This window comes from Arthrobacter sp. 2MCAF14 (assembly GCF_052115645.1).
Taxonomy (GTDB): Bacteria; Actinomycetota; Actinomycetes; order Actinomycetales; family Micrococcaceae; genus Arthrobacter.
In genome coordinates this window covers 11,898-37,155 of record NZ_JBFRHB010000020.1, presented here as the reverse complement: position 1 = coordinate 37,155, position 25,258 = coordinate 11,898, and the positions used below count along the sequence as shown (strand labels likewise).

Genomic DNA, 25,258 nt, shown 5'->3' with positions numbered 1-25,258 from the left:
CTGGGGAAAACTCTATCCGTGCTTCTCGATCGCCTTTCGCAGGAAGCCGCCGGCCTCATCCAAAGCGCTCTTCGCCTGTCCCGGATCGATGCCAGTCAGCACCACCAGGATGGCCGCCTTGACCGATCCACCCACGGAATCGAGCGCACGAATCGCCGTCTCCGCGTCCACGCCCGTGGCGTGTTGGATGGTCCGTTGGGACCTCGCAAGGAGTTTGTTGTTGGTAGCGCGCAGATCGACCATCAGGTTTCCGTAGGTCTTCCCGAGCTTGACCATGGCGAGCGTGCTGATCATGTTGAGGACGAGTTTTTGCGCCGTCCCCGCCTTCAGCCGCGTGGAACCGGCAACGAATTCCGGACCGACCACGACGTCGATCGCCACGTCTGCCAGTTTGCTGATGGGTGAGTCGTGGTTGCAGGCGATCGATGCCGTGAATGCGCCTCGGCTGCGGGCCTCCTCGAGGGCGCCGATCACGTATGGCGTGCGTCCCGAAGCCGAGATTCCGACGACGGCGTCCGCCTCGGTCACGCTGATGTCGTGCAGGTCCCGGGCTCCGGCCGTGGCATTGTCCTCGGCGTATTCCACCGGTTTCTGGATGGCCTGGGTGCCGCCCGCGATGATCCCCACGACGAGCCCCGGGGGAGTGCCGAAGGTTGGCGGGCATTCGCTCGCGTCCAATACCCCGAGCCGCCCGGCCGTTCCGGCACCGACGTAGAGCAGCCGGCCGCCGCGGGCGAGGCGCTCCGCAACGGCGTCGACCACTGCGGCGATCTCCCCGCTGGCTTGTTCGACGGCGGCCGGGACGCCGCGGTTCTGCTCGTTCATGGCGGCGACGAGCTCGGCCGTGCCCATGGTGTCCAATTCACTGAGCGCAGGCGATGCCGCTTCGGTTTGCAGGCCTTCGAGCTCGGAGCGGAGTTCCTTGAGCCGGTCGCCGTCAGGAGAATCAGGGGAAGAAGCGTCAGGCTGTTCCGTCACGGTGAATGTACCTTTCCTGGAGGAGCCCGCGGCGGTTCGCTGCGAGGGCGGCACCGTCCATTCCATCGCCTAGTGCCGCAACCACCTCAATCCCAGCCGAAGCGAGGGCGTTGTGCAAGAGCCCGTCGAAGAACTCCGATTTCACGACGCCGCCAAGGAGCGCCACTTGTTTCGTCTCGCCGGAGGCAAGGGTCACGGTGTTCACAAGGAGCCTGCAAGCTTCGTCCACAATGCCGCGTGCGACGGCGTCTCCCGCCTCCGCTTCTTTCAGCACCACGGGCGCGAAACGCGCCATGGTCCGCGCAGGGTTGTCGGATTCGGCGAGCCAGGCCGGAAGCTGCGCGGGTGAGCCAACGAGCGCGGCGGCCGCGCCGAGCAACGAAGTGGCCGGTCCGCCGTCGTGCGCTTGCAGTGCGGCCTGAAGACCCTGCTGGCCGATCCACCGGCCGCTTCCGCGATCGCCCAAGAGCGGTCCCCAGCCGTCGGCACGGTGGAGGGCCCCGGCGTCGTCGAAGCGGAAGGCAACGGCCCCCGTGCCCACAATCAGCACTGTTCCGGGCGCGCCGTCCAGGGCGCCGAGTTGGGCCGCGGTGGCATCCGAGAGAACCGCGGCCGGGACCTTGAAGCGCTCGGACAGCAGGACGGCGAGTGCGTGGGAGTTGGCCGCTGAGGCCTCAACCCCGGCCACGGCGGCGCCGATTCCACGCAACGATCCTTCCGGGAATGCTGCCGGAAGCCCTCGCGGCAGCATCGATGCAGTGTCCGCAAGGAGCTCGAAGGCGAGCCGGGCGCCGTTGTCCATGCCCAGGCCGGGGAAGCCCTGCTGGTCCGCCGAGCCCAACACCTCATTCCCCAGCCTGAGTTCTACCCTGCATCGGCTCTTGCCGACGTCGGCTACCAAAATCACATCCGCGGAATCCATGGCCCAACCATATGTTGCGGGCGCCGCCACGTCTCGAAAAACGAAGAGGAGCCACAACACGATAAACTCGTCCGTATCCCCAGCAACCGCGGAATCCCGCGATATAAGACGGAGACTTTTGTGAGCTTGACGCAGCTTGACCGTGTTCCCATCCGCCGTGCACTGATCTCGGTTTACGACAAGACGGGGCTGGAGGAGCTCGCGAAGGGCCTGCACGCAGCAGGAGTCGCCATCGTCTCCACCGGCTCCACCGCGAAGAGGATTGCCGCAGCCGGTATTCCGGTCAAGGAAGTGGAAGAAGTTACGGGTTCCCCGGAGATGCTCGATGGCCGGGTCAAGACCCTGCACCCGCGCGTGCACGGCGGCATCCTGGCCGACCGCCGCGTTCCTGCCCACATGGAAACGCTGGCCAAGATGGAGATCGAGCCCTTCGACCTCGTAGTGGTCAACCTCTACCCGTTCGTGGAGACGGTCCGCTCCGGCGCTGCCCAGGATGACGTCGTCGAGCAGATCGACATCGGTGGCCCCGCCATGGTGCGTTCGGCCGCCAAGAACCATGCCGCCGTCGCGATCGTTGTAGACCCGAACTTCTACGGCGCCGTGGTGGAAGCTGCCGCTGCGGGTGGCTTCGACTTGAAGACCCGCCGCCGCCTGGCCGCGAAGGCCTTCGCCCACACCGCAACGTACGACACCGCCGTTGCCACCTGGACCGCCAGCCAGTTCCTCGACGAAGACGGAGACGGCATCATCGACTGGCCCGCCTACGCCGGTCTCGCCCTGGAGCGCTCCGAGGTCCTGCGTTACGGCGAAAACCCGCACCAGCAGGCCGCCCTCTACGTGGACAAAGCCGCCCCCGCCGGCATCGCCCAGGCAGACCAGCTGCACGGCAAGGCCATGAGCTACAACAACTTCGTCGACGCCGACGCCGCCCTCCGCGCCGCGTTCGACTTCTCCGAGCCCGCTGTCGCCATCATCAAGCACGCCAACCCCTGCGGTGTGGCCGTTGGTTCCGCAGATGCCGCCGACCCCATCGCCGACGCCCACGCCAAGGCCCACGCTTGCGATCCGGTGTCCGCTTTCGGCGGCGTCATCGCCGCCAACAGCATCGTCACGGCGGGAATGGCCAAGACCGTGGCCGGAATCTTCACCGAGGTTGTCATCGCCCCGGGGTTCGAGCCGGAAGCCGTTGAGATCCTGTCCAAGAAGAAGAACATCCGTCTGCTGGCCCTCCCGGACGGCTACGGCCGCTACCCGACGGAGATCCGCCAGGTCTCGGGCGGGGTCCTCGTTCAGCAAGCCGACAAGGTGGACGCCGACGGCGACAACCCCGCCAACTGGACCCTCGCCGCCGGCGAAGCCGCCGACGAGGCCACGCTGGCCGACCTCGCGTTCGCTTGGACGGCTTGCCGCGCCGCCAAGTCCAACGCGATCCTCCTCGCCAACAACGGCGCCGCAGTCGGCATCGGCATGGGCCAGGTCAACCGCCTGGACTCGTGCAAACTGGCCGTCGAGCGCGCCAACACCTTGGGCGTTCAGGTGGAGTCCGACGGTGCTGTTGGGGGCGATGCCCCCGGCGGTGCGTCAAACACCGATTCCAGCAGCGCTCCCGAGCGTGCCCGCGGTGCCGTGGCGGCTTCCGACGCGTTCTTCCCGTTCGCCGATGGCCTTCAGATCCTGATCGACGCCGGGGTCCGCGCCGTGGTGCAGCCTGGCGGTTCAGTGCGCGACGAGGAAGTCATTGCCGCAGCCAACGCCGCCGGCATCACGATGTACTTCACGGGAGCGCGGCACTTCTTCCACTAAGTCCGGGCTTTCGCGGGGTAAGGGCTTTCGCTAAGTCCACTCGCTTCACCAGGTCCACTCGCTCCACCAAAAAATGGACATGTCCCCCGTTCCCGGGTGGACATGTCCATTTTTGGTGGTCAGGACCGGCCATATTCGCAATATGTCCAGCCCTGGGAGCGAACAGGGGGCATGTCCGGGGGAGAGGGGGAGGCTAGGGGGCCGTGGACGCGGTCTGGTACGTGCCTTGGATGACCTTGCCCCAGTACGGGCCGTACATGTTGCTGGAGTTGCTTCCGTAGCCGTAGCTGTTCACCGAGTTCTGGTACCCGCTGGAGCTGGTTCCAATGAACCACGGGCCTCCAGAAGAACCGCCCGTCATGTTGCAGGGGATCCCCTGGGTGTTGTACTGGGGGTTGTTGGGATCATTGGCTGCCGTGCCGGAGCAGCTCTTGAGTGATTCTCCGGTGAACGGCGATGCTGCAGGGTAGCCGAACGACTTGTACGCCAGTCCTCGTGCGGCGTTGAACTGGACCCCTGAGGCGCCCACTACGTCTGAGAGCTTCTGGCCATTGAGGGTGTTCATCACGGCGAAACCGGTGTCGTACTGGATGTTTCCATTCGAGGACCATTGGCTGGTTGTGTAGAGCGCCTTGGCCGTCCACTTGCCGTAGGGCGCGGCGCCGTCCAGGTAGGCAGGAACGAACGTGAAGTTGCTTGCGAATGCTCCGGGGCCTTCGTTCAGACAGTGGCCTGCGGTGGACACCGTGCTCTGGTTGGCCGAGGTGACGGAATTGCCGGAGCAGACATAGTTCACCCCGCCGAGTGTGAAGAACACCTTCCCGATGTGCGAATCGGACGACTCACTTGCGTTCGTTTTGCGGCCCACGGCCGGGGACGGCGCTGCCGGGCTGGCGGCTTTCTGGCCTTCGATTGTGGTCAGGACGCTCCCCAAGCCGGAAAATACCTGCTCGGGAGAAACCGGGAGGCCGGAAAGGCCCACTGCGGCCTGTGCCCGCGTAAGCGCCTTGCTCGCGAGAACGTCGCCGGAGACGGCGTTCTTCATCCGTTCAGGAGTCCAATAGTCAGCGGTGTTGCCGTCGGAAGCCGAATTGCTGCTGGCGGTCGACGCATCGGGGCCATTGTTTATGGACGGAGCCGCGGTGGCCCCGCTCCCGGCGCCCAGTGCGAGTAAGGCGGCGGCAGTGAGGCTGAGCATGCTTGTGGCCAGGGTCTTGGTTCTCGTCACAGTTGTCCTAGATATCGAGGGGAAGGCGGCCGGTTGGTGGTGGACGCCGACTGACGGAACCGAAACTACCTAAGCCGTGACAAGCATGTAAAGAAATTGTGCAAATTTTGTGAGATTTGACTTTCGTTTTGACAAGATGCGAATTCTGCCCTATTTCCGAGCGGTCGGAGGGCCTAGGACGTGGATGCCAAATCGTAGGCATCCCGGATGGCGGAGCCCCAATAAGGCCCGTAGATCACAGCCGGGCCGCCAGGGTAGCCGTAGCTCGTAATAGAGTTTTGATAGGAATCCCGGCCTGAGTCGACCATCCATGGTCCGCCCGATGATCCACCTGTCATATCGCAGGGAATGCCCTGCGCCTTGAACTGTGGATTAATCGGATCCTTGGTGGCGTCACCCGAACAGCTCTTCAGCGATTGCCCGTCGAACGGCGGGGCGGCAGGGTAGCCGAACGCTTGGTAGCTGAGCCCCCGGTCCTGGTTGAACTCTACGCCGGACGCGCCGACGACGTCGGCCAAGTGCTTGCCTTTCACCGTGGCCGTGACAGCGAAGCCCGTGTCATAGCGGATGTCGCCCGCGGTGCGCCACTGGGCTGTGGTGTAGAGGGCTTTGGCAGGCCAGATGCCGTAAGGGGCCTTGCCGTTGAGATAAGCCGGAACGAAGACAAAGTTCTTCACGAATGCACCAGGACCCTCATTGACGCAGTGGCCCGCGGTCGCCACCGTGCTGTCGTTGTCCGACACGACCACGTTGCCGGAGCAGACGTACGCGAAGGCACCCATCGTGAAGAAGACCTTGCCGACGTGGTCAATGGGGTCTTCGTCTTGGTGCAGGCTCGCGCTGCTGCCTTTGGCGTTGGCGATTTTCACTGGCGGGCCGGTTTCGATCGTGCCGGTGGCGGTGCTGGAGGCACCACCTCGTGCGAGGGCTTTACCGGCAAGGACATCGCCAGGGATTGCCGCCTGCATCCGTTCGGGAGTCCAGTACCCCGTGGGGTCGGTGTTTGTTGTCGCCAAGCTGACGAGCTGCTGCGTCCCAGGCGCTGCGAGGCTCGAAACCGCGGTGTAAGGCGTTGCGGCTGCCGCCCCTCCAGCGGCACAGAGGGTCAAAACGGCGGAGGTAAGGAGGCTCAGGAGACCAGTGATGGGGAGTGATTTCTTTGTCATGATTGTCCTGCCAATCGTTTGGCGGCCACGTGTCGTCGGCCACAGTTTGACCCCATGAACCTACTCCGATTTGGCGCGGAGGTACATAAGGTGCGGCGGGGTATGACGTTGCACAGCTCGTACGGGGCCGTCCCGGTACGCGGCAATCCGGCCCCCTCAGGTAAGTTAGAGATGTTGAAATCTGCAGACTTTCAGGGAGATGCCCCGCCAATGGCAAAGATTATCTATACCCACACTGACGAAGCGCCGATGCTGGCGACGTACTCATTCCTGCCGATTGTGGAAGCTTTCGCCTCGACGGCCGGCGTTGAGGTCGAGACCCGCGACATTTCGCTGGCCGGCCGAATCATCGCCGTCTTCGGTGACTACCTGACTGAAGAGCAGCGGATCAGTGACGCACTGGCCGAACTGGGTGAACTGGCAAAGAAGCCCGAAGCAAACATCATCAAGCTCCCCAACATCAGCGCGTCCGTCCCGCAGCTGAAGGCAGCCGTTGCCGAACTGCAGGGGCAGGGCTACGCACTTCCGGACTACCCGGACAACCCCTCCTCCGACGAAGAGACGGACATCCGCTCGCGTTACGACAAGATCAAGGGCTCGGCCGTGAACCCGGTGCTGCGTGAAGGCAACTCGGACCGTCGCGCGCCCCTGTCGGTGAAGAACTACGCCCGCCAGAATCCGCACTCCATGGGTGCCTGGAGCGCGGACTCCAAGACCAACGTTGCGCACATGACGGAGAACGACTTCCGCTCCAACGAGAAGTCCGTGGTCATCCCCGCCGATGACACCGTCAAGATCCAGATTGTCCGCGAAGACGGCACCGTCAAGGTCCTCAAGCCGGCCTTCCCCGTCCTCGCCGGTGAAGTAGTGGACGGCACTGTGCTGCGCGCCGCGGCCTTGGACGAGTTCCTGGCTGCCCAGGTGGTCCGCGCCAGGGAAGAAGGCGTGCTGTTCTCGGCGCACCTGAAGGCCACCATGATGAAGGTCTCCGATCCGATCATGTTCGGCCACGTCGTCAAGGCGTATTTCTCCGAGCTTTTCGAGACCTATGGCAAGCAGATCGCTGCTGCCGGCCTGAGCGCCAACAATGGCCTCGCTTCCATCCTCAACGGCCTCGATGAACTCCCGGAGGACGTCCGCGAAGGCATCAAGGCGGCCATCAAGAAGGGCCTGGCAGACGGCCCGGCACTGGCCATGGTCGATTCCGACAAGGGCATCACCAACCTGCACGTTCCCAGCGACATCATTGTTGACGCTTCGATGCCGGCAATGATCCGCAGCTCCGGCCACATGTGGGGACCGGACGGCAAGGAAGCCGATACCCTCGCGGTCATCCCGGACAGCTGCTACGCGGACGTCTACCAAGTGGTCATCGACGACTGCCGTGCCCACGGCGCCTTCGATCCCACCACCATGGGTACGGTTCCGAACGTCGGCCTCATGGCACAAGCGGCCGAGGAATACGGCAGCCACAACAAGACCTTCGAGGTTGAGTATGCCGGGACCATGCAGCTTGTGGATTCCTCCGGGACCGTGCTGATCGAACACCAGGTCTCCCCGGGCGACATCTGGCGCGCCTGCCAGACCAAAGACGTGCCGATCCGCGACTGGGTCAAGCTGGCCGTCACCCGTGCACGCGCCTCAAAGATGCCGGCTGTCTTCTGGCTCGACGAAACCCGCGCCCACGACGCCCAGCTGATCGCCAAGGTCAAGGAATACCTGAAGGACCACGACACCGAGGGCCTGCAGATCGAAATCATGTCCCCGGAGAAGGCCACCGCGTTCACGCTGGAGCGGATCCGCAAGGGCGAAGACACCATCTCGGTGACTGGCAACGTGTTGCGCGACTACCTCACCGACCTGTTCCCGATCCTCGAACTTGGCACCAGCGCCAAGATGCTCTCCGTGGTCCCGCTGATCAATGGCGGCGGCCTCTTCGAGACCGGTGCCGGCGGATCGGCTCCGAAGCACGTCCAGCAGCTCCTGCAGGAAAACCACTTGCGCTGGGACAGCCTGGGCGAATTCCTCGCGCTGGCCGTTAGCTTCGAGCACCTTGCCACCACCACCGGCAATGCGCGGGCCCAGGTCCTCGCCGACACGCTGGACCGCGCAACGGGCACGTTCCTGCTGGACAACAAGTCCCCGAAGCGCAAGGTGGGCGAACTCGACAACCGGGGCAGCCACTACTACCTCGCCAAGTACTGGGCGCAGGAACTGGCCCAGCAGAGCGACGACGCCGAGCTCGCCGCGGCGTTCTCCGCCGTCGCCGGGGCCCTGACTTCCAATGAGGACACCATCATCGCCGAGCTGCTGGCAGTCCAGGGTTCGCCTGTCGACATCGGCGGCTACTACCGCCCCGACGCCGCAAGGGCAGAGACCGTGATGCGTCCTTCCGCGAAGCTCAACGAGGTTGTCGCCACGCTGAACTAAGGGCCCCGCACCACCCAACTGACTCGCAGTTGTTGTCGTTTTGAGGGTTCATAACGACAACAACTGCGAGTCAGTTGCATTTAAGCGCGGCGGAAGCGGTGCGGCGCGTCGAGCCCCTCGACAAGATCGGCAAGTACTCGGCCGATAGCAGGGGTGAACTTGAATCCGTGCCCGGAGAACCCGGCCCCGACCACCAGCGGTCCAAAACGGTCGAGAACGAAGTCTTCGTTGGCCGTGCTCGTGTAGGTGCAGGTGATGGGAACCGCCGATTCGGCGTCGACCCCCGGCAGCCATTCACGAGCGTAGCGGCGGAGGGCCTCCAGCTGGCCCGCCTCGGGTTGGAACGTGCGGGCATCAGGATCGGTAACCGGCCCTACGCCGTGCCACCCCGCCTTGACCCCTTCGCCCGGCGTGAGCATCCCATAGACAGGGCTGTACCAATAGTCGTCACGGGGATCTCCGGGGTCCGGCGCGTGGTTGAAACTCGGCCAGGACTGGGAGTCGTCGATGGGCGCGAAATGGGCAGGTTGCTCCTGGGTGACCACCAAACGGGGGAGCGGCACCTGCGCCCCGACAAGCTTGCTGGTCCAGGCTCCCGCCGTGATGACAAGCCGGCGCGCGGTGATCTCCAGCGAATCAGTCACGACGACGGCGCGATCCTCGCCGAGGACGCGGATCTCGCGAGCAGGGGTCGAATACTCGAAGCGGGCACCGTGTGCCTCGGCCGATGTGCGCAGCGCCCTGAGGGCCTTGGCCGCCCGCACCCGGCCCGATTCCGGCACGAAGAGGACATCGCTTCGGAACACCATGCCTGGCCAACGCTGTGACGCCTCCTTGGCGGAGATGAAATGGCTTGCGATGCCCCGCTCTGCGTGCGCGGTACGGACTTCCCGGAGCCGGGCAACGTTTCCGTGGTTGGCCAGACCCACAAGATCCAACAATTGCGTTTCGGTCTCCTCTGCGAGCCCGTCCCAGAGGTGCCTCGCTTCGCTGACCAGGGCGAGATAATCGTCCTCCGCATATGCCGTATTGAAGTTGCGCGTGGCTCCGTGCGAAGCGCCCACATGGTGTCCCTCCTCAAACTGCTCAAGGAGGACCACCGATCGCCCCCTGAGTGCGAGCTGCCGCGCCGCAGCTGATCCCATTGCGCCTCCGCCGACTACGACGACGTCAACATCCATCCCGGATTCACCCATCCTGTCCTGCGGCCTCCCCTCGAGGTCCGCTGCAGTTCCATTCTGCCTAAGCCGCCAGCTTCCTGCGGACCCAGGCCGAGAACTGGTCCACCACGATAATCAGAACAAGCACGATGATGATGTGCGTGAGCATGGCGTCGAAGCGGAACGACTTGATGGACTGGTTGATCAGCAGCCCGATGCCGCCGGCTCCCACCAAGCCCAGGACCAGCGACGAACGCACGTTCACGTCGAAGCGGTAGAGCAGCAGGCCGACAAACTGGGGCACCACCATGGGGAGCGTGGCATTGGCAACTTGCTGGATCCGGTTGGCCCCGGCAGTCCGCAGTGCCTCCTGCGGGCCGCCGTCGCTCTCTTCCATGGACTCGGCCCACAGCTTGCCCATCACGCCAGTGTTGTGGCAGATCAGGGCCAGCACGCCGGCAAACGGGCCAAGGCCCACTGCCGTAACGAAGATCAGGGCGAAGACAATGTCCGGCACCGCGCGGAAGAAGGACAAGACTGCGCGTGCTCCCTGGTAGACGAGCCGGTGCGGAGCCGTGCTCCTTGATGCCAGCACAGCCAGCAGCAGGGCGGACGGAACCGAGAACGTGGTTCCCAGAAGGCCGATCCAGAGAGTCACGAGGGTTGCCTCAAGCCCCGGCCGGATGGTCTTGTCCCAGTTCAGGTCCGGTGGGAAAGCGTCGGCTACGAATGCAGCCATCCCCTTCCACCCGTCCACCAACAGCCCGGGCTCAAAACCCGTCCCCTGGATGGCCAGCGCGTGGAGGACGACGACGGCGGCAACAGCCACGGCCGTCGCGATCCATCGCAGGGGCTGCTTGTGGCGGATCGGAAAGGGTTTGGTTTCAATCTTCACGCTACCGCCACCCGGTCCGGGGCGTAGAGGGCGTCCAAGTCGGCGGAGACGACCTCGGGCGACGGGAGGTCGAAGGCCATGGCGCCGTGGAGCAATCCGATGCAGCGGTCCGTGTGTCGCAGGGCGAGATCAGGCTGGTGAAGCACGGCCGCGACGGCGAGCTTTTCGACGTGTGCGAGGTGGTGCAGGAGGGCCATGACCTGCTCCGCGGCATGCGGATCCAGGGCGGAAACGGGTTCGTCGGCGAGGACGATGTCCGCCCGCTGGCAGAGCGCCCGGGCTACGGCGACCCGTTGCTGTTGCCCGCCGGACAGCCGGCCGACGCGATCGAAGGCCCTGTCGGCCAAGCCCACCCGGTCCAGGCATTCGAGAGCCTCCTGCTGGACTGAACGGGGAAAGAACAACGGAGAGAGTGAGCGGCCGGTGGGAATCCGGGCCAAGGCCCCGGCGCAGACATTGTCCAGGGCTGTGCGGCGCGGCACCAAGTGGATCTTCTGGAAAATCATCGCCGTCCGTTGCCGGGTCTCCTGCAATTGGGGCCACGGCAAGCTTGCCAGATCGTTGCCACCGACTGCGATGACCCCGGCGTCCGGCTGGGCGATCCCCATGACGCAACGCAGGGTGGTGGACTTGCCGGAGCCATTGGCGCCGAGGAAGGCAACGAGTTCCCCGGCGTGGACATCGAAGTCCACGCCCTTGAGGACCGGGCGGTGTCCGAACGACTTGTGGAGGCCCCGTACGGAGAGCAACGGGGAGTTCATTACAGGTTCTTCTCCGTCAGGTTCATGGTCTTGGCGAGGTCGAAGAGCGGCTGGTAGTTGTCCTTGGTGACCTCGATCATGGGACCCGGAGGAGTCACGTCGAGGAAAGCGCCGACCTTGGCAACGTCAGCGGGGTCCAGGTTGAGGAAAGCATCCTTGACGGCCTTCTTGAAAGCGGGGTCGGCGTCGGGACGGACCGTGATGGGGTCGTTGGGGATGGTGTCGGAGGCCCAGATGCGACGGAAATCGTCTTGCTTGAACGTTCCCGCTGCGGTTGCGGTGGCAAGGGTCTGCGTGTTGATTTCTGCTGCGTCCACCTTGCCGTTCTTCAGCGCCAGCAAGGCTTCGGGGTGTCCGCCCGTGTAGTCCATCTTGAGGTCGGAATCGGCAATGCCCACGCCTCGAAGGCCGAAACGGGGGAGGACGTCTCCGGATGTGGAACCCACGCTGCCAAGCGCAAGGGACTTCCCCTTGAGGTCATCGATCTCCTTGATGGGGCTGTCCTTGGCCACCCAGATTCCTGCGGAGTAGCTGCTTAGCTTCTTGTCGGCCGTGGCGAAGGAAACAAGTGGTTCGGCGCCGGCCTTCTGGCTGGCGAACACAAAGCCGAGCGGGCCGAACTCGCCCAGATCCAGTGTGCCGTTGCGCATCGCGAGGACTTCAGCGGAGTAGTCTTCCACCACCTGGACCTTGACGGGGCAGTTGAGCTTCTTGGAGAGCGCGGCGGCCAGGACATCGTAGGCGGGGGTCAGCTTGGCCGGATCCTCATAGGGTTCGATGCCGAACTTGATCTCACCGCCGGGGCACGTCGCGTTGCTGCCGGTGCTTGCGCTTCCACCCGGGCTCCCGGCGGAATTCGCGGCCCCTCCGCAGGCGGAGAGGGCCAGCGCCACAGGGATGGCAAGCGCGGAGGAGGTGAAGAGTTTCGTTTTCATGGGAGTCCTTTTCGAGAACGGGAAGGGAAGAACGGGTCAGTAAAGCCGGGAGATGTTGCGGTGTGCGAGTCCAAAGGACAAGGTCATTCCGACGCCGGACGTCACCAAGACGACCGTGACGCCGGGTTGGGTTTCGCGGACCAGGATGGGTGCCACGGAGCTGGAGGCATAGATTCCCTGCCAGCGTTCGATGACGTCCAAAGGCATCCCGATGGCCGACTCGATGTCCGTGTTCAAAATGGTGGTGACGGTTTCATCCATGAACGGCGAGGCGGTGCGGTGGTATTGGTGCGAGTCCCCGAGGATCAGCGTCCCGTCGGGGCGCTGCGTGAACATCACGTTCGCTCCGATATCCATGAGCTCGGGCCGGTCCTGCTCCACTTCGGCCCGCAGCGCGGCAGCAGCCGGCATGTCCGTGAAGGCAGGGTAGCGGAGCATTGACGTCGCGGTGAGGACCGCCGGGCCGATCGTCAGCCCATGTGGCTGGGCGGCGCGGGACATTTGCAGGACGCAGCGTTCGATCCGGTGCTCCTCGGCAAGCGACGGAAACAGATAGTCGACGTCGTGGCCAACGCAGACGAACACCTGCTTGCCTTGAAAGTCACAACGGGAAGTGTGGACCGTGGGTTGGCCAGCAATATCTTCAAAGCCGAGGGCGGCGGTATTCCAATGGATGGTTACGCCGGGTTGGCGGGCGAGCCAGTCGGCGAGCTTGGCGACCGTGGTGCGGGGATCCACCCGCAAGTCGTCCCGGAGGAAGGCTCCGCCCACCAAACCGGGCCACGAAGCGACGGCCGCTCCGCCGTCCTCGGGCGTGGTTCCGTCCGCGCTGGAGCCCAGCCGCGACCGCACCCCGGCTGGGGAGAGCAGTTCGACTTGGCCCTCCTCGCGGGCTGCGGACAGCTCCCGGAGCACGTTCATTTCGGCTTCCGTCCGGGCGAGCACGACGGCGCCGGATTCGGCGGCCCAAAAACCGGCCAGGGCTGCGAACTCGAGCCAGTACTTTCGGGACGTGAGTGCCAATTCGTGGAGCTCGCCGGATTGGGCAGTGATGCAGCAGTGGCCGAAGTTCCTGACAGAGGCGCCGACGGCGTGGTGGTCGCGCTCGAGGATCGTCACGCTCCGGCCGTTGGCGACCGCGTGTGCGGCGTGTGCGAGCCCGACGATGCCGGCGCCCACAATCACAATATCCGAGCGTGATGCTGTCGCAGCCGGACCGCCGGATGGAGAAGGTTGGATGTTCACGCCATTGACATTGGACTGCTTGGAAGGCGGAATCAAGCCAGAACACCACTTGTATATACAAGTTTACCGAGACTTTACTTTAGGCTTCGATGGTTCATGCATCGTTTACCTTCAGGCCGGGAAATATGAGACGTCAGGCCGCACCAACTTGTATTATCAACTCGTGAGTATCCAGCAGAACGCACCCCTACATGTCCGCCTCAGTGAGGAGTTCATGCGCCGCATCACGGACGGCACCTGGCCGCCGGGCTCGCAATTGCCCAGCGAGGCCGCGCTTTGCAAGGAGTTCGGGACGTCCCGTGGGCCCATCCGCCAGGCGCTCGCCTTCCTGCGGGCAGAGGGCGCCGTCACGGGTGGCCGCGGCCGCCCGCCGATGGTGCGTTCGACCGTCCCGTCACAGTCGTTCTCGACTTTCAATTCCTTCACCGAATGGGCCATCGGCATCGGCAAGACCCCCGGGCAACGAACGTTGGAGGTGGCGCGCCGCGAGGCTAACGCCGAAGCGGCCGACGCGCTTGGGCTGGAGCCGGGGGAGAAAGTGGTTGAGCTGCTGCGCGTCCGCTCCTTGGATGGCGTGCCTGCCATGATCGAGCGGACGAGCTTCATCCTCGAGGTCGGCCGGCTGCTCTTCGATTTCGACACCGATTCCGGCTCTATCTTCGCTTTCCTGAAGGCTCAAGGCGTGGACCTCTACAGTGCCCGCCACACCATCGACGCTGTCGCCGCGAGCGAGGAAGACGCGGAACTGCTCGAACAAGCCGAAGGGATTGCCCTTTTGCGGGAACGCCGCGTGACCAGCTCGGCCAACGGTACTGCCATCGAATACTCAGAGGACCGCTACTTGCCGGCGCTCACCAATTTCACCATCGACAACACCGCGGAACGCCGCGCCGCCTTGGTGCGCATCCACGCCGAATAGACCAGAGGAACGCATGATCAAGCTCGTCGCCTGCGACATGGCCGGAACCACCATCGACGAACACGGGGATGTCTACTTAGCGTTGGCCCGCTGCGTGGAGGAGGCCGGGGCAAGCACCACCCCCGAAGCCGTCCAGGAATGGATGGGAGCCGACAAAGTGGAAGCCATCACGGCGCTCATCACCAAGGGCGGTGGAACTGCCACGCCGGAGATTGTCCAGGCAGCCTTTCTCCGCTTCAAGGAGCTTCTCGCTGACTCTTACGAGCAGAACCCGCCGGTAGCGCTCGACGGCGTTGAGGACGCCTTCCGCGAATTGCGCAGCCGGGGCGTCAAGATTGCCCTGACCACGGGATTCTCCCGCGATGTCGCGGAGCCGCTCCTGGCGAGGCTCGGCTGGTCGCTTGCGAGCGCGGGTACAGCGCCCGACGGCGGCGGCTTGCTTGACGCCGTCGTCTGCTCTGACGATGTGGCTGCAGGACGTCCGGCACCCCATATGATCCATCGCGCCATGGAGTTGACGGGAGTGACCGACGTCCGAGAAGTGCTTGCTGCAGGCGACACCACGAACGACCTCAAAGCGGCCAAGAACGCGGGGGTGGCGGCGGTCGGTGTCCTGACCGGAAAACTGGGATGCGAGGAACTCTCCGCACACCCGCACGATCACATCCTGGCGGGAGTCAAGGACATTCCGGCGCTGTTGGCTTGATTCAGAACGGCCGCTTGGACGGAGCGGCTGTTTTGAGCCGTGCCCTCGGCATGGAAGATTGGACCGGGTGAAATTCCTCCTTCCCTCGCAGATCTCGTCCTCGCGTGGCATCGCGTTTCTGAGGATCGTGTTCGGCGGCCTTTTGCTGCTGCATGGTGTCCAGAAGCTGCTCGCGGGGCAGCCTGCGTTCGAGGCAACCATCGCTGCCATGGGTGTTCAAAAAGCGGAGCTGATGTCCTGGCTCGTCATCTGGGGCGAAACCGGTTTGGGCGCGCTTTTGGTGCTCGGCGCCCTGACCAGGGTGGCTGGCTTCCTGGCTGCCCTCATGTACGCAGGGATCTGGTTTGTCACCGAATCAGGCAAGCCATTGTTGAGCAATAGTCCCGGAATCAACGCGGAGCTGCTCATTCTGTATATCGCGTTGGCGTTGGCGTTTGCCTTCATCGGTTCCGGGGCGCTTTCGTTGGACCGGAAACTGTTTGCCGGGAAGCCAGCCCGGAAGTCACGACGCTAGGCGCCCTAGCGTCGTCCGGCCTGGAGACCCGCGCGGGCCATGGCGTCCGCGTAGGAGCGGCCCATTTCTATCAGCCATTCGGTCTGGCGCTCCTTGGAACCGGCGAAGGCGCGCCCGTGCAGCGAACGGGCCTTGTAGACCTTCAGGCCGCGGCGCCAGATCAGCTGGTTGTCGGTCTTGAGGAGCATTTGCGCCAAGCGGTTGGCTTCCGTTCCGTGGGCGACGATCGCCGAGGCGCGTGGAACGAGTTTGAGGAAAGCGAGGAGCGGCTTGAGGCCGGCCGCGACCTGCTCCGGAGTCAGCTTTCCGTTCGCCTCGCCGGGAGTGAACCACGGGTGGGTGTTCCACGGCATCATCCATTCCGGGCGCAGGCCGAGTTGGAACTGCAGGCCCAGTAGCCGGGTGGCGGCGGCGTCGTCGCCGGCCCAGACAACGCCCCGCGAGGAGGCCTCGCTGGTGTTGGAAAACAGGGTGACAATCCGGCAGTCCTCCACGGAGTGCATCGGATCCACGTAGGGGACTTCGAAGCCCGGGCGGAGCTTGCGGAGGAACTCCACATGCTCGTTGACCGGCGCGATGTGCGGGGCGAAGAAGGGGCTGTCCGGAACCGAAGGGGTCACGGCTTCTTCGGCGGGAGCCGCTGCGGGGCTCGCCGGTTCGACGGCGGCGGGCTCGACGACGGCCGGCTCGACGACGGTTACCGTCGGCGTCTCTTCGACGGCGGGAGCGGCAACAGGTTCCACCTTGCGGGTAACGACCGGGCTGGCCTTGGGCATCGAAATTGAGGAAGCCTTCTTCGGCGCGGCCGTCTTAACGGCGGAGGCCTTCGGAGTGTATTTCCGGGCCGGAACCTTCTTTTCGGCCTTGGCCGGTGCGTCCAGGTCATCCTCGTCGTCGAACAAACCATCGAAGAGCTTGTCGAGTTCGTCGTAGCCGCTGCCGTAGTCGTCGTCGAGCTCGGGGCCGCGCCCGAAACCTTCCTCGTACCGCGAGTCCAGTTCGCTGCGGTAATCCTCGTCGTGTACCTCGAAAAAGTCCGGTTCGGCCAATGCGGTCATGAGAGCAGGGGTCTCCTGGGGTCGGGCAGGGGCCGGTATCGGGCGCGTCGGGGCACGTCCGTTCCGGACCAGTTGATGGGGGGCTCTCCCGGGGGCCGGGTTGAGCCTTTAGATCTTAGCAAGCCACAGGTGGTCTGGTGTCCTTCCGCCGTTCACCTGACGCGGTATGTCGCGCAGCCCCGGGGCGTGAAGGAACCGCGATGCGTCGAACATCACCCGGATGCGCCGCCGAGGGCGGGAGCAGAGACACGAGAGGGCGGTGGAATGAACGAAAGAGTCCATTCCACCGCCCTTGTTCGGCGTCAGTTGTTCAGTGCCACAGCTCAGACATGGATGACGAATTGTGCAAGTGCCGCAGCTGCTATGAAACTTGCGGAGAACGTGATTGTCGCCACAATGACCGTGCGCCAGTTCAGGGTCTTCAGGGCGTTGATGTCGCGCCCCACGTTCATGCCGAGCAAGGCGATCGAGCCAAGGCCCACGTAGAGCGGGTCAAGGTTGTGGGTGAAGGAGACAATCATGCCACTGAACGGCAGGATCGGAGCCGTTGCCAGGGTGGCGAGTGCAAGGACCCATACGCTCGACGGCACGGCGGGGACGTATTTTGCGAGTACGAATGCCAGAGCGGTAAGGAGGCCAAGGATCACCACGCCAATGACGTCGTTGACGCTTATGGACTTGGTACCCAAGGCGTTGAGGACCACGCCCGCGGCGATGCTTGCAACGAAAGCGATGATCCATGTCGAAGGCTTCGTGCGCACCTCGGGGTCCTGGAGCACAGCCGAAACGTCCACCTTGTTTCGGGCCTCTGGCCGGCGCATCTTCGCGGCAACAGCGTTCCCATGGCGGTCAAGACGCCTGCCCTCGTCATCGCGGCGGAAGAGGCGCGCCCAGAACTTGTAGAGCCGCAAGGACATCGGCAACGAAAGGAAGGCCCCGGCGTAGAAGCCCACAAGGTTCGTCACGAGGTTCGACAGGGCCGCCAGCGCCATGATCTCCGGTGCCTGCCCCGGACAAAGGATGGACAGGGCCGCCACGCCGCCAAGCATCATGGATCCCGAGCCGAGACCCAGGCCCAGCGCCAGTGCAAGTGGGTCGAAGATACCCATCCCGCCGAGCAGTCCGGCCAGCAGGGAGATGAAGACTGCACCGAAGACGCTGCCCAGAAGCCACACGGAGAACACGCCGCGGTAGACCGGGGATTTCACGCCGAAACGCTGCAATGCGTAGGCCAAGTAGGATTCGCGGTCGATTGCCCAAGTGGCACCGATCGCCGTGCGGCCCATGCCCAGCGCGACGCCGACCGGCAGGGCGATGATGACCGTTCCGAAGATGTGGCCTACTTCCTGGAGCAGGATGGCCGGGCCGAGCGAGGTCAGCTTGGCGAAAGAAGGTCCCACCTGGGTGCCGAGGGCCCCCAGGAACATGACGATGCTGACGTTGAGCAATACCGAGGCCACGGCACGGCTTTGGCCGGACATGGGGCGCACCTTCTGGACGCCGATGACGGCGCCCATCAGCACCGCCCACAAGACGGGCATGAGCACGATTGCGGCGTTTCCCAGGGGAATCTTGTGCGTTCCGGCCAGGATGGCCACGGCGCAGACGGCAGTGGACAGCAGGATCATCGATCCCCATTGCCTTGCGGTCGGGGTGAACAGGCGGGCCGGTCCGTGATCGACATTGACTACGGGCGTATCCACCTCCGGAGTGGTTGTGGATTGGTTCTTCATTGTTGTGCACCCTTCGTGTGCTGCAGTGGCGAAAGGACGGAATAGTCCACGCCATTTGGTATACCAAAGATGGTAAGGTGGATCACATCGCAATGCAAGACATGTCACAAATGCCGCTCATAATCCCGTAATTGAAGGCGTCCATATGCTTGGCCGACTTCGAAACTTGATCTGCGGCTATCTGACCTGGGATACCAAACTTGGAGGGTTTATGATCACTCAGCTTTCTGCCCGGTACGTCCTTGGCTATGACGGGACCAGGCACGTGATGCACACGGATGGGCAGGTCGTGATGCGGGACGACGAGATCGTCTATGTCGGTACCGACTACATGGGTCCTGTGGACGAACGCCGGGACTTTGGACAGAGCCTCATCGCACCTGGCCTCATCGATCTCGATGCCCTGACGGACATTGATCACATGATCTTCGACTCCTGGCCCACAGACGAGGCCGCCCCGGGCTTGCAATGGTCCGAGGACTACTTCCACAACCGCCGGCGCGATGTCTTCACCGCGGCGCAGCGCCAGAGCGTGCGAAAGTTCGCACTGGCGCAGCTGGCCTTGCACGGCGTGACCACTTACATGCCGATTGCTTCGGAGATCCACAGCTCATGGGCTGAAACCTTCGAAGAACTCAAAGGGATGGCGCAGTCCAGCATCGAGCTCGGCCTGCGCGGTTTCCTGGGCCCCGCGTACCGCTCGGGGATCAACGTCACCGACGACGACGGCCAACGCGTGATCCTCTTCGACGAGGAGGAAGGACATAAAGGATTCGCCGACGCCGCACGGTTCCTCGACTACGCCGACGAGCTAGGACATCCGTTGCTTACCGGTGTCCTGCTGCCGTGCCGAATCGAGACACTTTCAGACGAACTGATGCGCCGGACTGCCGAGCTGGCCACCGAACGCAACGCATTGGTCCGCCTCCATTGCCTCCAGGGGGCGAATGAAGACGGGTTCCTCGTCAAGCTCACGGGGCGCACCGTCCTGGAGCAGCTTTCGGATTCCGGCCTGCTGGACACACGGCTCCTCATCCCGCATGGGGTTGTTATCGACGGCACCGACCCGTCCTCCAGCGCAGAGGGCGGCCCGTTGGGTGTGCTGGCCCGGCACGACGTCAGCATCATTCACTGCCCATTGACGTCCTTCCACTACTCAGGCATGCTCAAGTCCTTTGACGCCTTCGCGGCTGCCGGGGTCAACATGTGTCTGGGAACCGATTCGTTCCCGCCGGACCTGGTCAAGGGCATCGATATCGGCACGCATCTGGCGCGCATCGCGGAGGGTCGGCGGGACGCCGGCACGGTGTCGGCGTTCTTCGACGCTGCCACTTTGGGTGGTGCCAAGGCATTGGGCCGCGACGACCTGGGACGCCTGTGTCCGGGCGCCCAAGCTGACATCATGGTCGCCTCTCTAGGGGACTTCCGTGATGGGGTCGTGGAAGATCCATTGCGAACGCTAATCCTCAACGGTTCGGCACGCAATGTCACCGACACGTACGTTGCAGGCCGCCCCGTAGTTGTTGACGGCTCCCTCCCAGGCGTCGAACTGGATGAACTGCGCGGTGAGGGTCAGCAGCTTTTTGGGCAGATGGTGGAAGCCTACGGTGAACGCGACTACCGGCGGCGCGATGCCTCCGTGCTGTTTCCCCCGGTGTACTCCCCAGCGGCGGTCCAGATCCATAGCACGACGGCGTAACGCACCGAAGGTTGGGATCTCCCCGTGGTTCCACACATGAGCTCCTCCGCGGGGCTGTTTGCCCTGCGGAGGAGCCGGTAACGGGCTATATTCAGTGCGGTGGAGCAGCCCGAGCCAGTGATTATGCGGGAATTGTTGCCCGGATCTTCCGGCTACCTACCATCACGATGAGTCCAAGCAGCAGCAGAGCTGCCGCGAACAGCAACCACAGGCCATTGAAGCCAGTGCTTGCGAGAACGGCCGTTCCAGCCCCAACAGCAACCGCTGCACTGGCAGAGGCCGCATTGGCTTGTGCTGCAGTTCCGGATGCGATTGCCGACGGCGTCCCAACCGAAGGAACGGCTGCAGCCGGATCGACGAAGCCCTGGGAACCGACCGGCTGGTTCACGACCGGCTGGTTCACGACCGGCTGGTTCACGACAGGCGGGGTGACTGTCGACGGGTTCGTGACGCCAGAAGGCAGACCAAAACCTACCGATGCGGTGCCGATCGTCAGCGGAAGACCCAAGGCTGAGGTGAGTCCCGTGCCTGAGAGGATGCCGGTACCTGTCGGCGTGGTGCCAAGCAGGTTGACCGAGGTGTCACCCACGGTGACAGGAGCGGTTACCGGCGCGGTGACGCCGGTGCCTCCCGTGGATCCCGTCGGGGTAGTGCCGAGCAGGTCCAGGGGCGCGGTGAGTCCCGTACCCGAGAGGATGCCGGTAGCTGCAGTTGGCGCGGTACCGAGCAGGTTGACCGAGGTGTCACCCACGGTGACAGGAGCGGTTACCGGCGCGGTGACGCCGGTGCCTCCCGTGGATCCCGTCGGCGTCGTGCTGAGGACGTTGACCGAGGTGTCACCCACGGTTGCCAGTCCGGTTACAGGCGCCGTGACGCCGGTGCCTCCGGTGGTGCCGGTCGGCGTCGTGCTGAGGACGTTGACCGAGGTGTCACCCACGGTGGCCAGTCCGTTCACCGGCGCGGTGACGCCGGTGCCTCCGGTGGTGCCTGCCGGCGTCGTGCTGAGGACGTTGACCGAGGTGTCACCCACGGTGACAGGAGCGGTTACAGGCGCCGCGACGCCGGCGCCTCCGCCGGTACCTGTCGGCGTCGTGCTGAGGACGTTGACCGAGGTGTCACCGACGGTGGCCAGTCCGGTTACAGGCGCAGTGGCGCCGGTGCCTCCGGTGGTGCCGCCTGTCGGCGTCGTGCTGAGGACGCTGACCGAGGTGTCACCCACGGTGACAGGCGCGTTGACGGGAGCCGTCGCCTGGGTGCCAGAGGCCGTTCCAGGGGCGGAATTGCTCAGAACTGCCAGTGAGGTGGCTCCGATATTAACAGGGACCGATATCGGAGCCACCACCTGGGTTCCGGACGGGACGGCTGCTCCGCCGGAATTGATCGCCGGGGCCGGAACCGGGGCGAGTGCAGGGGTGGTGGTCGCGGCGCCCGAATTTCCAAGTATTGAGAGCGACGTCGACCCGAGGTTCACCGGAATGGACACCGGTGCAACGACTTGAGTGCCTGAGGCATTGCCTAGCGCACTTGTAGTGGTGTCTGCCGCGTTCGCGGCAGTTGCGCCGAGGGCTATCAACCCACCGGCAAAGAGGGTGCCAAGCAGCCCCTTGCGAATCATGCTGTGCATTATGTTGTTCTCCTGAACGAGTAGTTCCAAAAGGCGCATAGGAGCGCCCGGATCGGCCGTTTGCCGCGGCCCGGAATGAACTTCCGGGAAAGCGGCGGGGCTCGGAACTAGTCAGGTGAAGAACCCGGGTCGAACGACACCGGAGCCGGAACTCTGCCAGCAGCAGCTGTGGACACTAGGGTCCCAGTCAACGGGTAAGAAAGGTTCGTGCCTTGGAGCCAGGCAGCGCCAGCCCCCGAAGGATTGCTGGAAAGGACTGCAGATCCACTGACGGTGTCGCTGCCGCCTGGTGTACCGGGCGGGAATGTGCCGTCGGACCGGGACGCGGAAGGATCGTTGGAACCGCTAGTAGCGCGGACTGCCGCATTCGAAGGAGTCCCATTCAGGCCCGGCGGGCCACTGTAGCCAGCGAGGCTGAGCAGCGGAGCCGCGACATCCTGAGCCACCGTTGAAGGGACTCCGGCAGCGGGCTCAATTACAGCGGGTCCCGCTGCAAGGGCTTCAACTATTCCGGTGACATCGGGGACGTGGATGGAAGGGACAGCTATCTCTTGGACGGTGACCGGAAGGCCGCCGATCAAGGAACCGACGCTTGACCCAACCCCGTCAACCGCGCTCGCTGCCGGCGAGACAACGCTTGCAGTCACGGCACCAACGGTCCCCTCAGGGAGGACTGCGCTGACCACGGGCGTGTTGGCCAGAAGTTGGTCGACGCTCCCGGTCAGCTGGGGAAGTTCGTTGACTACCGCGGGCGGCACCTGGACCGCTGGTAGCTGGACCTCGGGGACTGGAACGGATACTACGGCCGGGGCCGGCACGGATGCGACAACTGCCGCAACGGCATTGCCGGGGGTTCCGGGAAGTCCCTTTGCAGCGTTGTGTACAACGTTTGACACTGCGGAGCCCGCACCGCCCAAAAGGGTGTGGTTGTTGGTGTTCCCGGAATCAGCGTTGGCTGCCGTGGAGGAGAGGGCTATCCAAACGACGGCGCCGGCGCCGGCGAGCATGACGGAGCGGAGAACATGAAGAACGTGCGGCTTACCTTGCTCTGCTTCCATCTCGACACCCCCCAGCGTCAGCTTCGATAGGCGATCGCTCCCATCGTAGGCCTCACTAGTTAACTAGTCCAGACGTTGGAGGACGGATTCGTCATTCAGTTCAGCGGGCGTCGTTGGCGTACCGGACTCCGAGCTGGGATCGCACCCCGTCGAAGAGGCGCATCGTGTTCAATGAATCGTCCAAGGGCATCACAGGACTTTCGGTCAGTCCTTGCTGGACACAGCGTGTAACCTCACGCAGCTCGTAGGTGTAGCCGATCCCTACGGCGTCGAAGCGTTCGGTCCGTGGTTCATCCCAACCGGTTCGAATCAGAAGCTCGCGCGGATTGTTGATGGACCCCTGCGTCTGCAGGAAGCCCTTGGAGCCCGCAACGGACGCCGAGCGAGGACCATGGGCCAGCAACGAAGAGGTCAGCTGGGCGATGGCACCGCCGTCGTAAGCCAGCGTGAGCGCATTCTGGGAGTCGACGCCGTCGTCCGTCAAAGTGCCCACCGCGCTGACTGACTGCGGGAAACCGAGGGTGCCCAAGGGCCACAACAGAGCGTATACCGTGAGGTCCAAAAGTGCCCCGCCGCCGGCCGCCGGGGCCCAGATACGGGCGGAAGGATCGTAGGGGGCAGGGAAACCAAGGTCGGCGCTGACCCACTTGATGTCGCCCAGTTCGCCCGACGCGGCAATGGCGAACGCCCTCTGCATGCTGGGCAGGAACCGACTCCATACGGCTTCCATGAGGAACAATTTCCGTACCCGGGCCAAAGCGACTAGCTCTGCCGCTTCACGGCCGTTGATGGTCAAGGACTTCTCGCACAGAACGTGCTTGCCCGCGTTGAGGGCGTCCTTGACGATCTCGAAATGCTGGGCATGTGGGGTGGCCACGTAGACGACGTCGACGGCGTCATCGGCGAGTAGCCGCTGGTAGCCGGGCACACCGCCGTCGTCCCCGTAGGACTTCATGACCCCACGCGCAGCAGCAAAGGCATCCGCAGATTCCTGGCGCCGCGAACTCACTGCGTAGAGGTTTGCGTCCTCGAGCTGGGCGAGGTCGCCGCTCACGGTTCTTGCGATCCCTCCCGTGGCGATAATGCCCCAGTTCAGGGCCTTGCCGGTGGCGGCGCGGGGATCCTGGTTCGGCTGGCTGAACAACCACGGCTTGGCGATATGCAGACTCATGCGGCCTATCCTCTCATTCCGCCGCAAACGTTATACAGCACACGCTCAAGGCACGAGCCATCTGAACTTCGTCGGAGCCATCGCCTAAGCTGATGGTCATCATCCCTCGCAGAGAGGTTCTGTGGGGAGTTACCGAATGGAGTAGGGATGGGTGTTTTTCGACGCGTCATTTTGCCTGTGGCGTGGTTGCTGGTTTTTGCAGTGATCGCCGTGGCCTTGGTGAAGATCGCCTTTGTGGACGGGCTGAAGCCGCAGGGTGCCGAGCCGGCCCCGATGGCCAGGGTGGAGACGCCTGTTGTGCCCGCGGCGCGCGCAACGGTGACCAATACCGTGCAGATCAAAGCCACCGTTCAGAGCGACCCCGTTGTCGGTGTCCGCAGCACGGCGGCGGGAACGGTTGTCCACCTCTATGTGGAGCCGGGCGTTGCCGTGGCCAAGGGGGACCAGCTCTTCCAAGTCAAGTCCGAGCGGACCAAGCCTGCCAGCACTGGCACAACGCCCGGGGAGAAGACCACGTCGGAACCGGTGTACGTGTACACCGACGTGCTCGCCCTTGCCGCCGGAAAGCTCAACGAACTGACTGCCCTCCTTGACCAGCAGTTAAGCGTGGGCGAAGTTGTGGGCAAGGTCGATCCCGGGACCTTCACGGTGTCCGGCCCTGTCAACGCCGCCCAACAGTATCGGCTTCTTGCCAAGCCGGGCTCAGCGCAGATCTCCCTGGTGGGCGGGCCGGCTCCGTTCGCCTGCCCTGCAGTGACGCTGAAGAACAACGCCAACGACGCCGGAGCCACTGCCGGCGCGAACGGAACCGGCGGCGTGGGGATGGCCGCGCCGGCTGGCGCACTGGCGCTGGCCGCGGTGCCCGCGCCAGGCGGGGAAACGCAGAATGGCGGCGTGAGCACCGGGACCCTTAGTTGCCCTGTCCCGGCCGGAGCGGAAGTCTTCGCCGGCTTGGGAGCAACCATGACGGTGAGTGCGGGCGAAGCCAAAGACGTGGTCACCGTTCCACTCAGTTCCGTGAAAGGCAGTGTCAAAGAAGGCATTGTCTGGATGGCCAGTGTGGCGGCCGAGGGTAAAGCGCCTGAACAACGGACCGTGAAGCTGGGCCTGAACGACGGCTCCAAAGTAGAAGTGGTCTCTGGCCTGGCCGAAGGCGAACGGGTGCTTGAATTCGTCCCGGGTGCTCCGGCCGTCCCCTCCCAGCAAGGTTACGGGCCAGGCGGGGTACCCTACGGTCCGGCGGGAGGCTAGGC

21 protein-coding genes are annotated in these 25,258 nt (G+C 64.2%); 7 read left to right on the top strand and 14 right to left on the bottom strand.

Translation table 11 applies throughout. The features are described from left to right. Nucleotides 1-12: 12 nt before the first annotated feature. Nucleotides 13-978 (bottom strand): N-acetylmuramic acid 6-phosphate etherase, encoded by a 966-nt coding sequence (gene murQ / locus AB4074_RS14410; RefSeq protein WP_441413984.1) that lies wholly within the window; start codon nt 976-978, stop codon nt 13-15. Beyond that, nucleotides 962-1,900 (bottom strand): N-acetylglucosamine kinase, encoded by a 939-nt coding sequence (locus AB4074_RS14405; protein WP_441413983.1) that lies wholly within the window; start codon nt 1,898-1,900, stop codon nt 962-964. Before AB4074_RS14405 ends, murQ begins: the two co-directional genes overlap by 17 nt. A gap of 120 nt (nt 1,901-2,020) precedes the next feature. On the opposite strand from AB4074_RS14405, the gene purH reads away from it, so the two are divergent. Further along, nucleotides 2,021-3,703, top strand: coding sequence for a bifunctional phosphoribosylaminoimidazolecarboxamide formyltransferase/IMP cyclohydrolase (gene purH / locus AB4074_RS14400; RefSeq protein ID WP_441413982.1), 1,683 nt, complete (start codon nt 2,021-2,023; stop codon nt 3,701-3,703). Nucleotides 3,704-3,896: 193 nt separating this feature from the next. Here the strand turns inward: purH and AB4074_RS14395 are convergent, their stop codons facing one another. Continuing rightward, the gene (locus AB4074_RS14395) at nt 3,897-4,931 is read right to left on the bottom strand and encodes a trypsin-like serine peptidase (protein WP_441413981.1); all 1,035 of its coding nucleotides are present in this window, start codon (nt 4,929-4,931) and stop codon (nt 3,897-3,899) included. 173 nt (nt 4,932-5,104) lie between these two features. Further along, entirely contained in the window at nt 5,105-6,097 is a 993-nt protein-coding gene (locus AB4074_RS14390; protein ID WP_441413980.1) for a trypsin-like serine peptidase, read from the bottom strand. A 210-nt stretch (nt 6,098-6,307) separates the two neighbouring features. On the opposite strand from AB4074_RS14390, the gene AB4074_RS14385 reads away from it, so the two are divergent. Beyond that, complete coding sequence (locus AB4074_RS14385; RefSeq protein ID WP_441413979.1) at nt 6,308-8,527, top strand: NADP-dependent isocitrate dehydrogenase; 2,220 nt, start codon at nt 6,308-6,310, stop codon at nt 8,525-8,527. Between the two features lie 80 nt (nt 8,528-8,607). Here the strand turns inward: AB4074_RS14385 and AB4074_RS14380 are convergent, their stop codons facing one another. From AB4074_RS14380 to AB4074_RS14360, 5 genes are all read right to left on the bottom strand, one after another. Further along, nucleotides 8,608-9,708 carry an FAD-dependent oxidoreductase gene (locus tag AB4074_RS14380; protein ID WP_441414028.1) on the bottom strand — a complete coding sequence of 367 codons (1,101 nt, stop codon included), beginning with the start codon at nt 9,706-9,708 and terminating at the stop codon, nt 8,608-8,610. A gap of 61 nt (nt 9,709-9,769) precedes the next feature. After that, nucleotides 9,770-10,576 carry a phosphonate ABC transporter, permease protein PhnE gene (gene phnE / locus AB4074_RS14375; protein WP_441414027.1) on the bottom strand — a complete coding sequence of 269 codons (807 nt, stop codon included), beginning with the start codon at nt 10,574-10,576 and terminating at the stop codon, nt 9,770-9,772. A gap of 2 nt (nt 10,577-10,578) precedes the next feature. Then, nucleotides 10,579-11,343 carry a phosphonate ABC transporter ATP-binding protein gene (locus AB4074_RS14370; RefSeq protein ID WP_441413978.1) on the bottom strand — a complete coding sequence of 255 codons (765 nt, stop codon included), beginning with the start codon at nt 11,341-11,343 and terminating at the stop codon, nt 10,579-10,581. After that, nucleotides 11,343-12,278 (bottom strand): phosphate/phosphite/phosphonate ABC transporter substrate-binding protein, encoded by a 936-nt coding sequence (phnD, locus tag AB4074_RS14365; protein ID WP_441413977.1) that lies wholly within the window; start codon nt 12,276-12,278, stop codon nt 11,343-11,345. The genes AB4074_RS14370 and phnD overlap by 1 nt, the downstream gene beginning before the upstream one ends. Before the next feature lie 36 nt (nt 12,279-12,314). Next, complete coding sequence (locus AB4074_RS14360; RefSeq protein ID WP_441413976.1) at nt 12,315-13,523, bottom strand: TIGR03364 family FAD-dependent oxidoreductase; 1,209 nt, start codon at nt 13,521-13,523, stop codon at nt 12,315-12,317. Between the two features lie 163 nt (nt 13,524-13,686). On the opposite strand from AB4074_RS14360, the gene AB4074_RS14355 reads away from it, so the two are divergent. The 3 genes from AB4074_RS14355 to AB4074_RS14345 all read left to right on the top strand — a co-directional run bounded on the left by AB4074_RS14355 (nt 13,687) and on the right by AB4074_RS14345 (nt 15,662). Further along, on the top strand, nt 13,687-14,442 hold the full coding sequence (locus AB4074_RS14355; RefSeq protein ID WP_441413975.1) for a GntR family transcriptional regulator: 756 nt from the start codon (nt 13,687-13,689) through the stop codon (nt 14,440-14,442). A 13-nt stretch (nt 14,443-14,455) separates the two neighbouring features. Next, nucleotides 14,456-15,148 (top strand): phosphonatase-like hydrolase, encoded by a 693-nt coding sequence (locus AB4074_RS14350; RefSeq protein ID WP_441413974.1) that lies wholly within the window; start codon nt 14,456-14,458, stop codon nt 15,146-15,148. Nucleotides 15,149-15,215: 67 nt separating this feature from the next. Then, nucleotides 15,216-15,662 (top strand): DoxX family protein, encoded by a 447-nt coding sequence (locus tag AB4074_RS14345; RefSeq protein ID WP_437772829.1) that lies wholly within the window; start codon nt 15,216-15,218, stop codon nt 15,660-15,662. 5 nt (nt 15,663-15,667) lie between these two features. Here AB4074_RS14345 and AB4074_RS14340 read toward each other — a convergent pair whose 3' ends face one another. Together AB4074_RS14340 and AB4074_RS14335 are read right to left on the bottom strand one after the other, a co-directional pair. Then, the gene (locus tag AB4074_RS14340) at nt 15,668-16,165 is read right to left on the bottom strand and encodes a uracil-DNA glycosylase (RefSeq protein WP_345450232.1); all 498 of its coding nucleotides are present in this window, start codon (nt 16,163-16,165) and stop codon (nt 15,668-15,670) included. Nucleotides 16,166-17,043: 878 nt separating this feature from the next. Then, the gene (locus tag AB4074_RS14335) at nt 17,044-18,453 is read right to left on the bottom strand and encodes a DUF3100 domain-containing protein (protein WP_441413973.1); all 1,410 of its coding nucleotides are present in this window, start codon (nt 18,451-18,453) and stop codon (nt 17,044-17,046) included. A gap of 211 nt (nt 18,454-18,664) precedes the next feature. Here AB4074_RS14335 and AB4074_RS14330 point away from each other — a divergent pair, with 211 nt between their 5' ends. Next, nucleotides 18,665-20,152 carry a chlorohydrolase family protein gene (locus AB4074_RS14330; RefSeq protein ID WP_441413972.1) on the top strand — a complete coding sequence of 496 codons (1,488 nt, stop codon included), beginning with the start codon at nt 18,665-18,667 and terminating at the stop codon, nt 20,150-20,152. Between the two features lie 121 nt (nt 20,153-20,273). Here AB4074_RS14330 and AB4074_RS14325 read toward each other — a convergent pair whose 3' ends face one another. From AB4074_RS14325 to AB4074_RS14315, 3 genes are all read right to left on the bottom strand, one after another. After that, complete coding sequence (locus AB4074_RS14325) at nt 20,274-21,776, bottom strand: hypothetical protein (protein WP_441413971.1); 1,503 nt, start codon at nt 21,774-21,776, stop codon at nt 20,274-20,276. 107 nt (nt 21,777-21,883) lie between these two features. After that, nucleotides 21,884-22,834 carry a hypothetical protein gene (locus AB4074_RS14320; protein ID WP_441413970.1) on the bottom strand — a complete coding sequence of 317 codons (951 nt, stop codon included), beginning with the start codon at nt 22,832-22,834 and terminating at the stop codon, nt 21,884-21,886. A 100-nt stretch (nt 22,835-22,934) separates the two neighbouring features. Then, complete coding sequence (locus AB4074_RS14315) at nt 22,935-24,005, bottom strand: Gfo/Idh/MocA family protein (RefSeq protein WP_441413969.1); 1,071 nt, start codon at nt 24,003-24,005, stop codon at nt 22,935-22,937. A 147-nt stretch (nt 24,006-24,152) separates the two neighbouring features. On the opposite strand from AB4074_RS14315, the gene AB4074_RS14310 reads away from it, so the two are divergent. Beyond that, a complete protein-coding gene (locus AB4074_RS14310; protein ID WP_441413968.1) occupies nt 24,153-25,256 on the top strand; it encodes a hypothetical protein in 1,104 nt (367 codons plus the stop codon). The last annotated feature ends 2 nt before the right edge of the window (nt 25,257-25,258 follow it).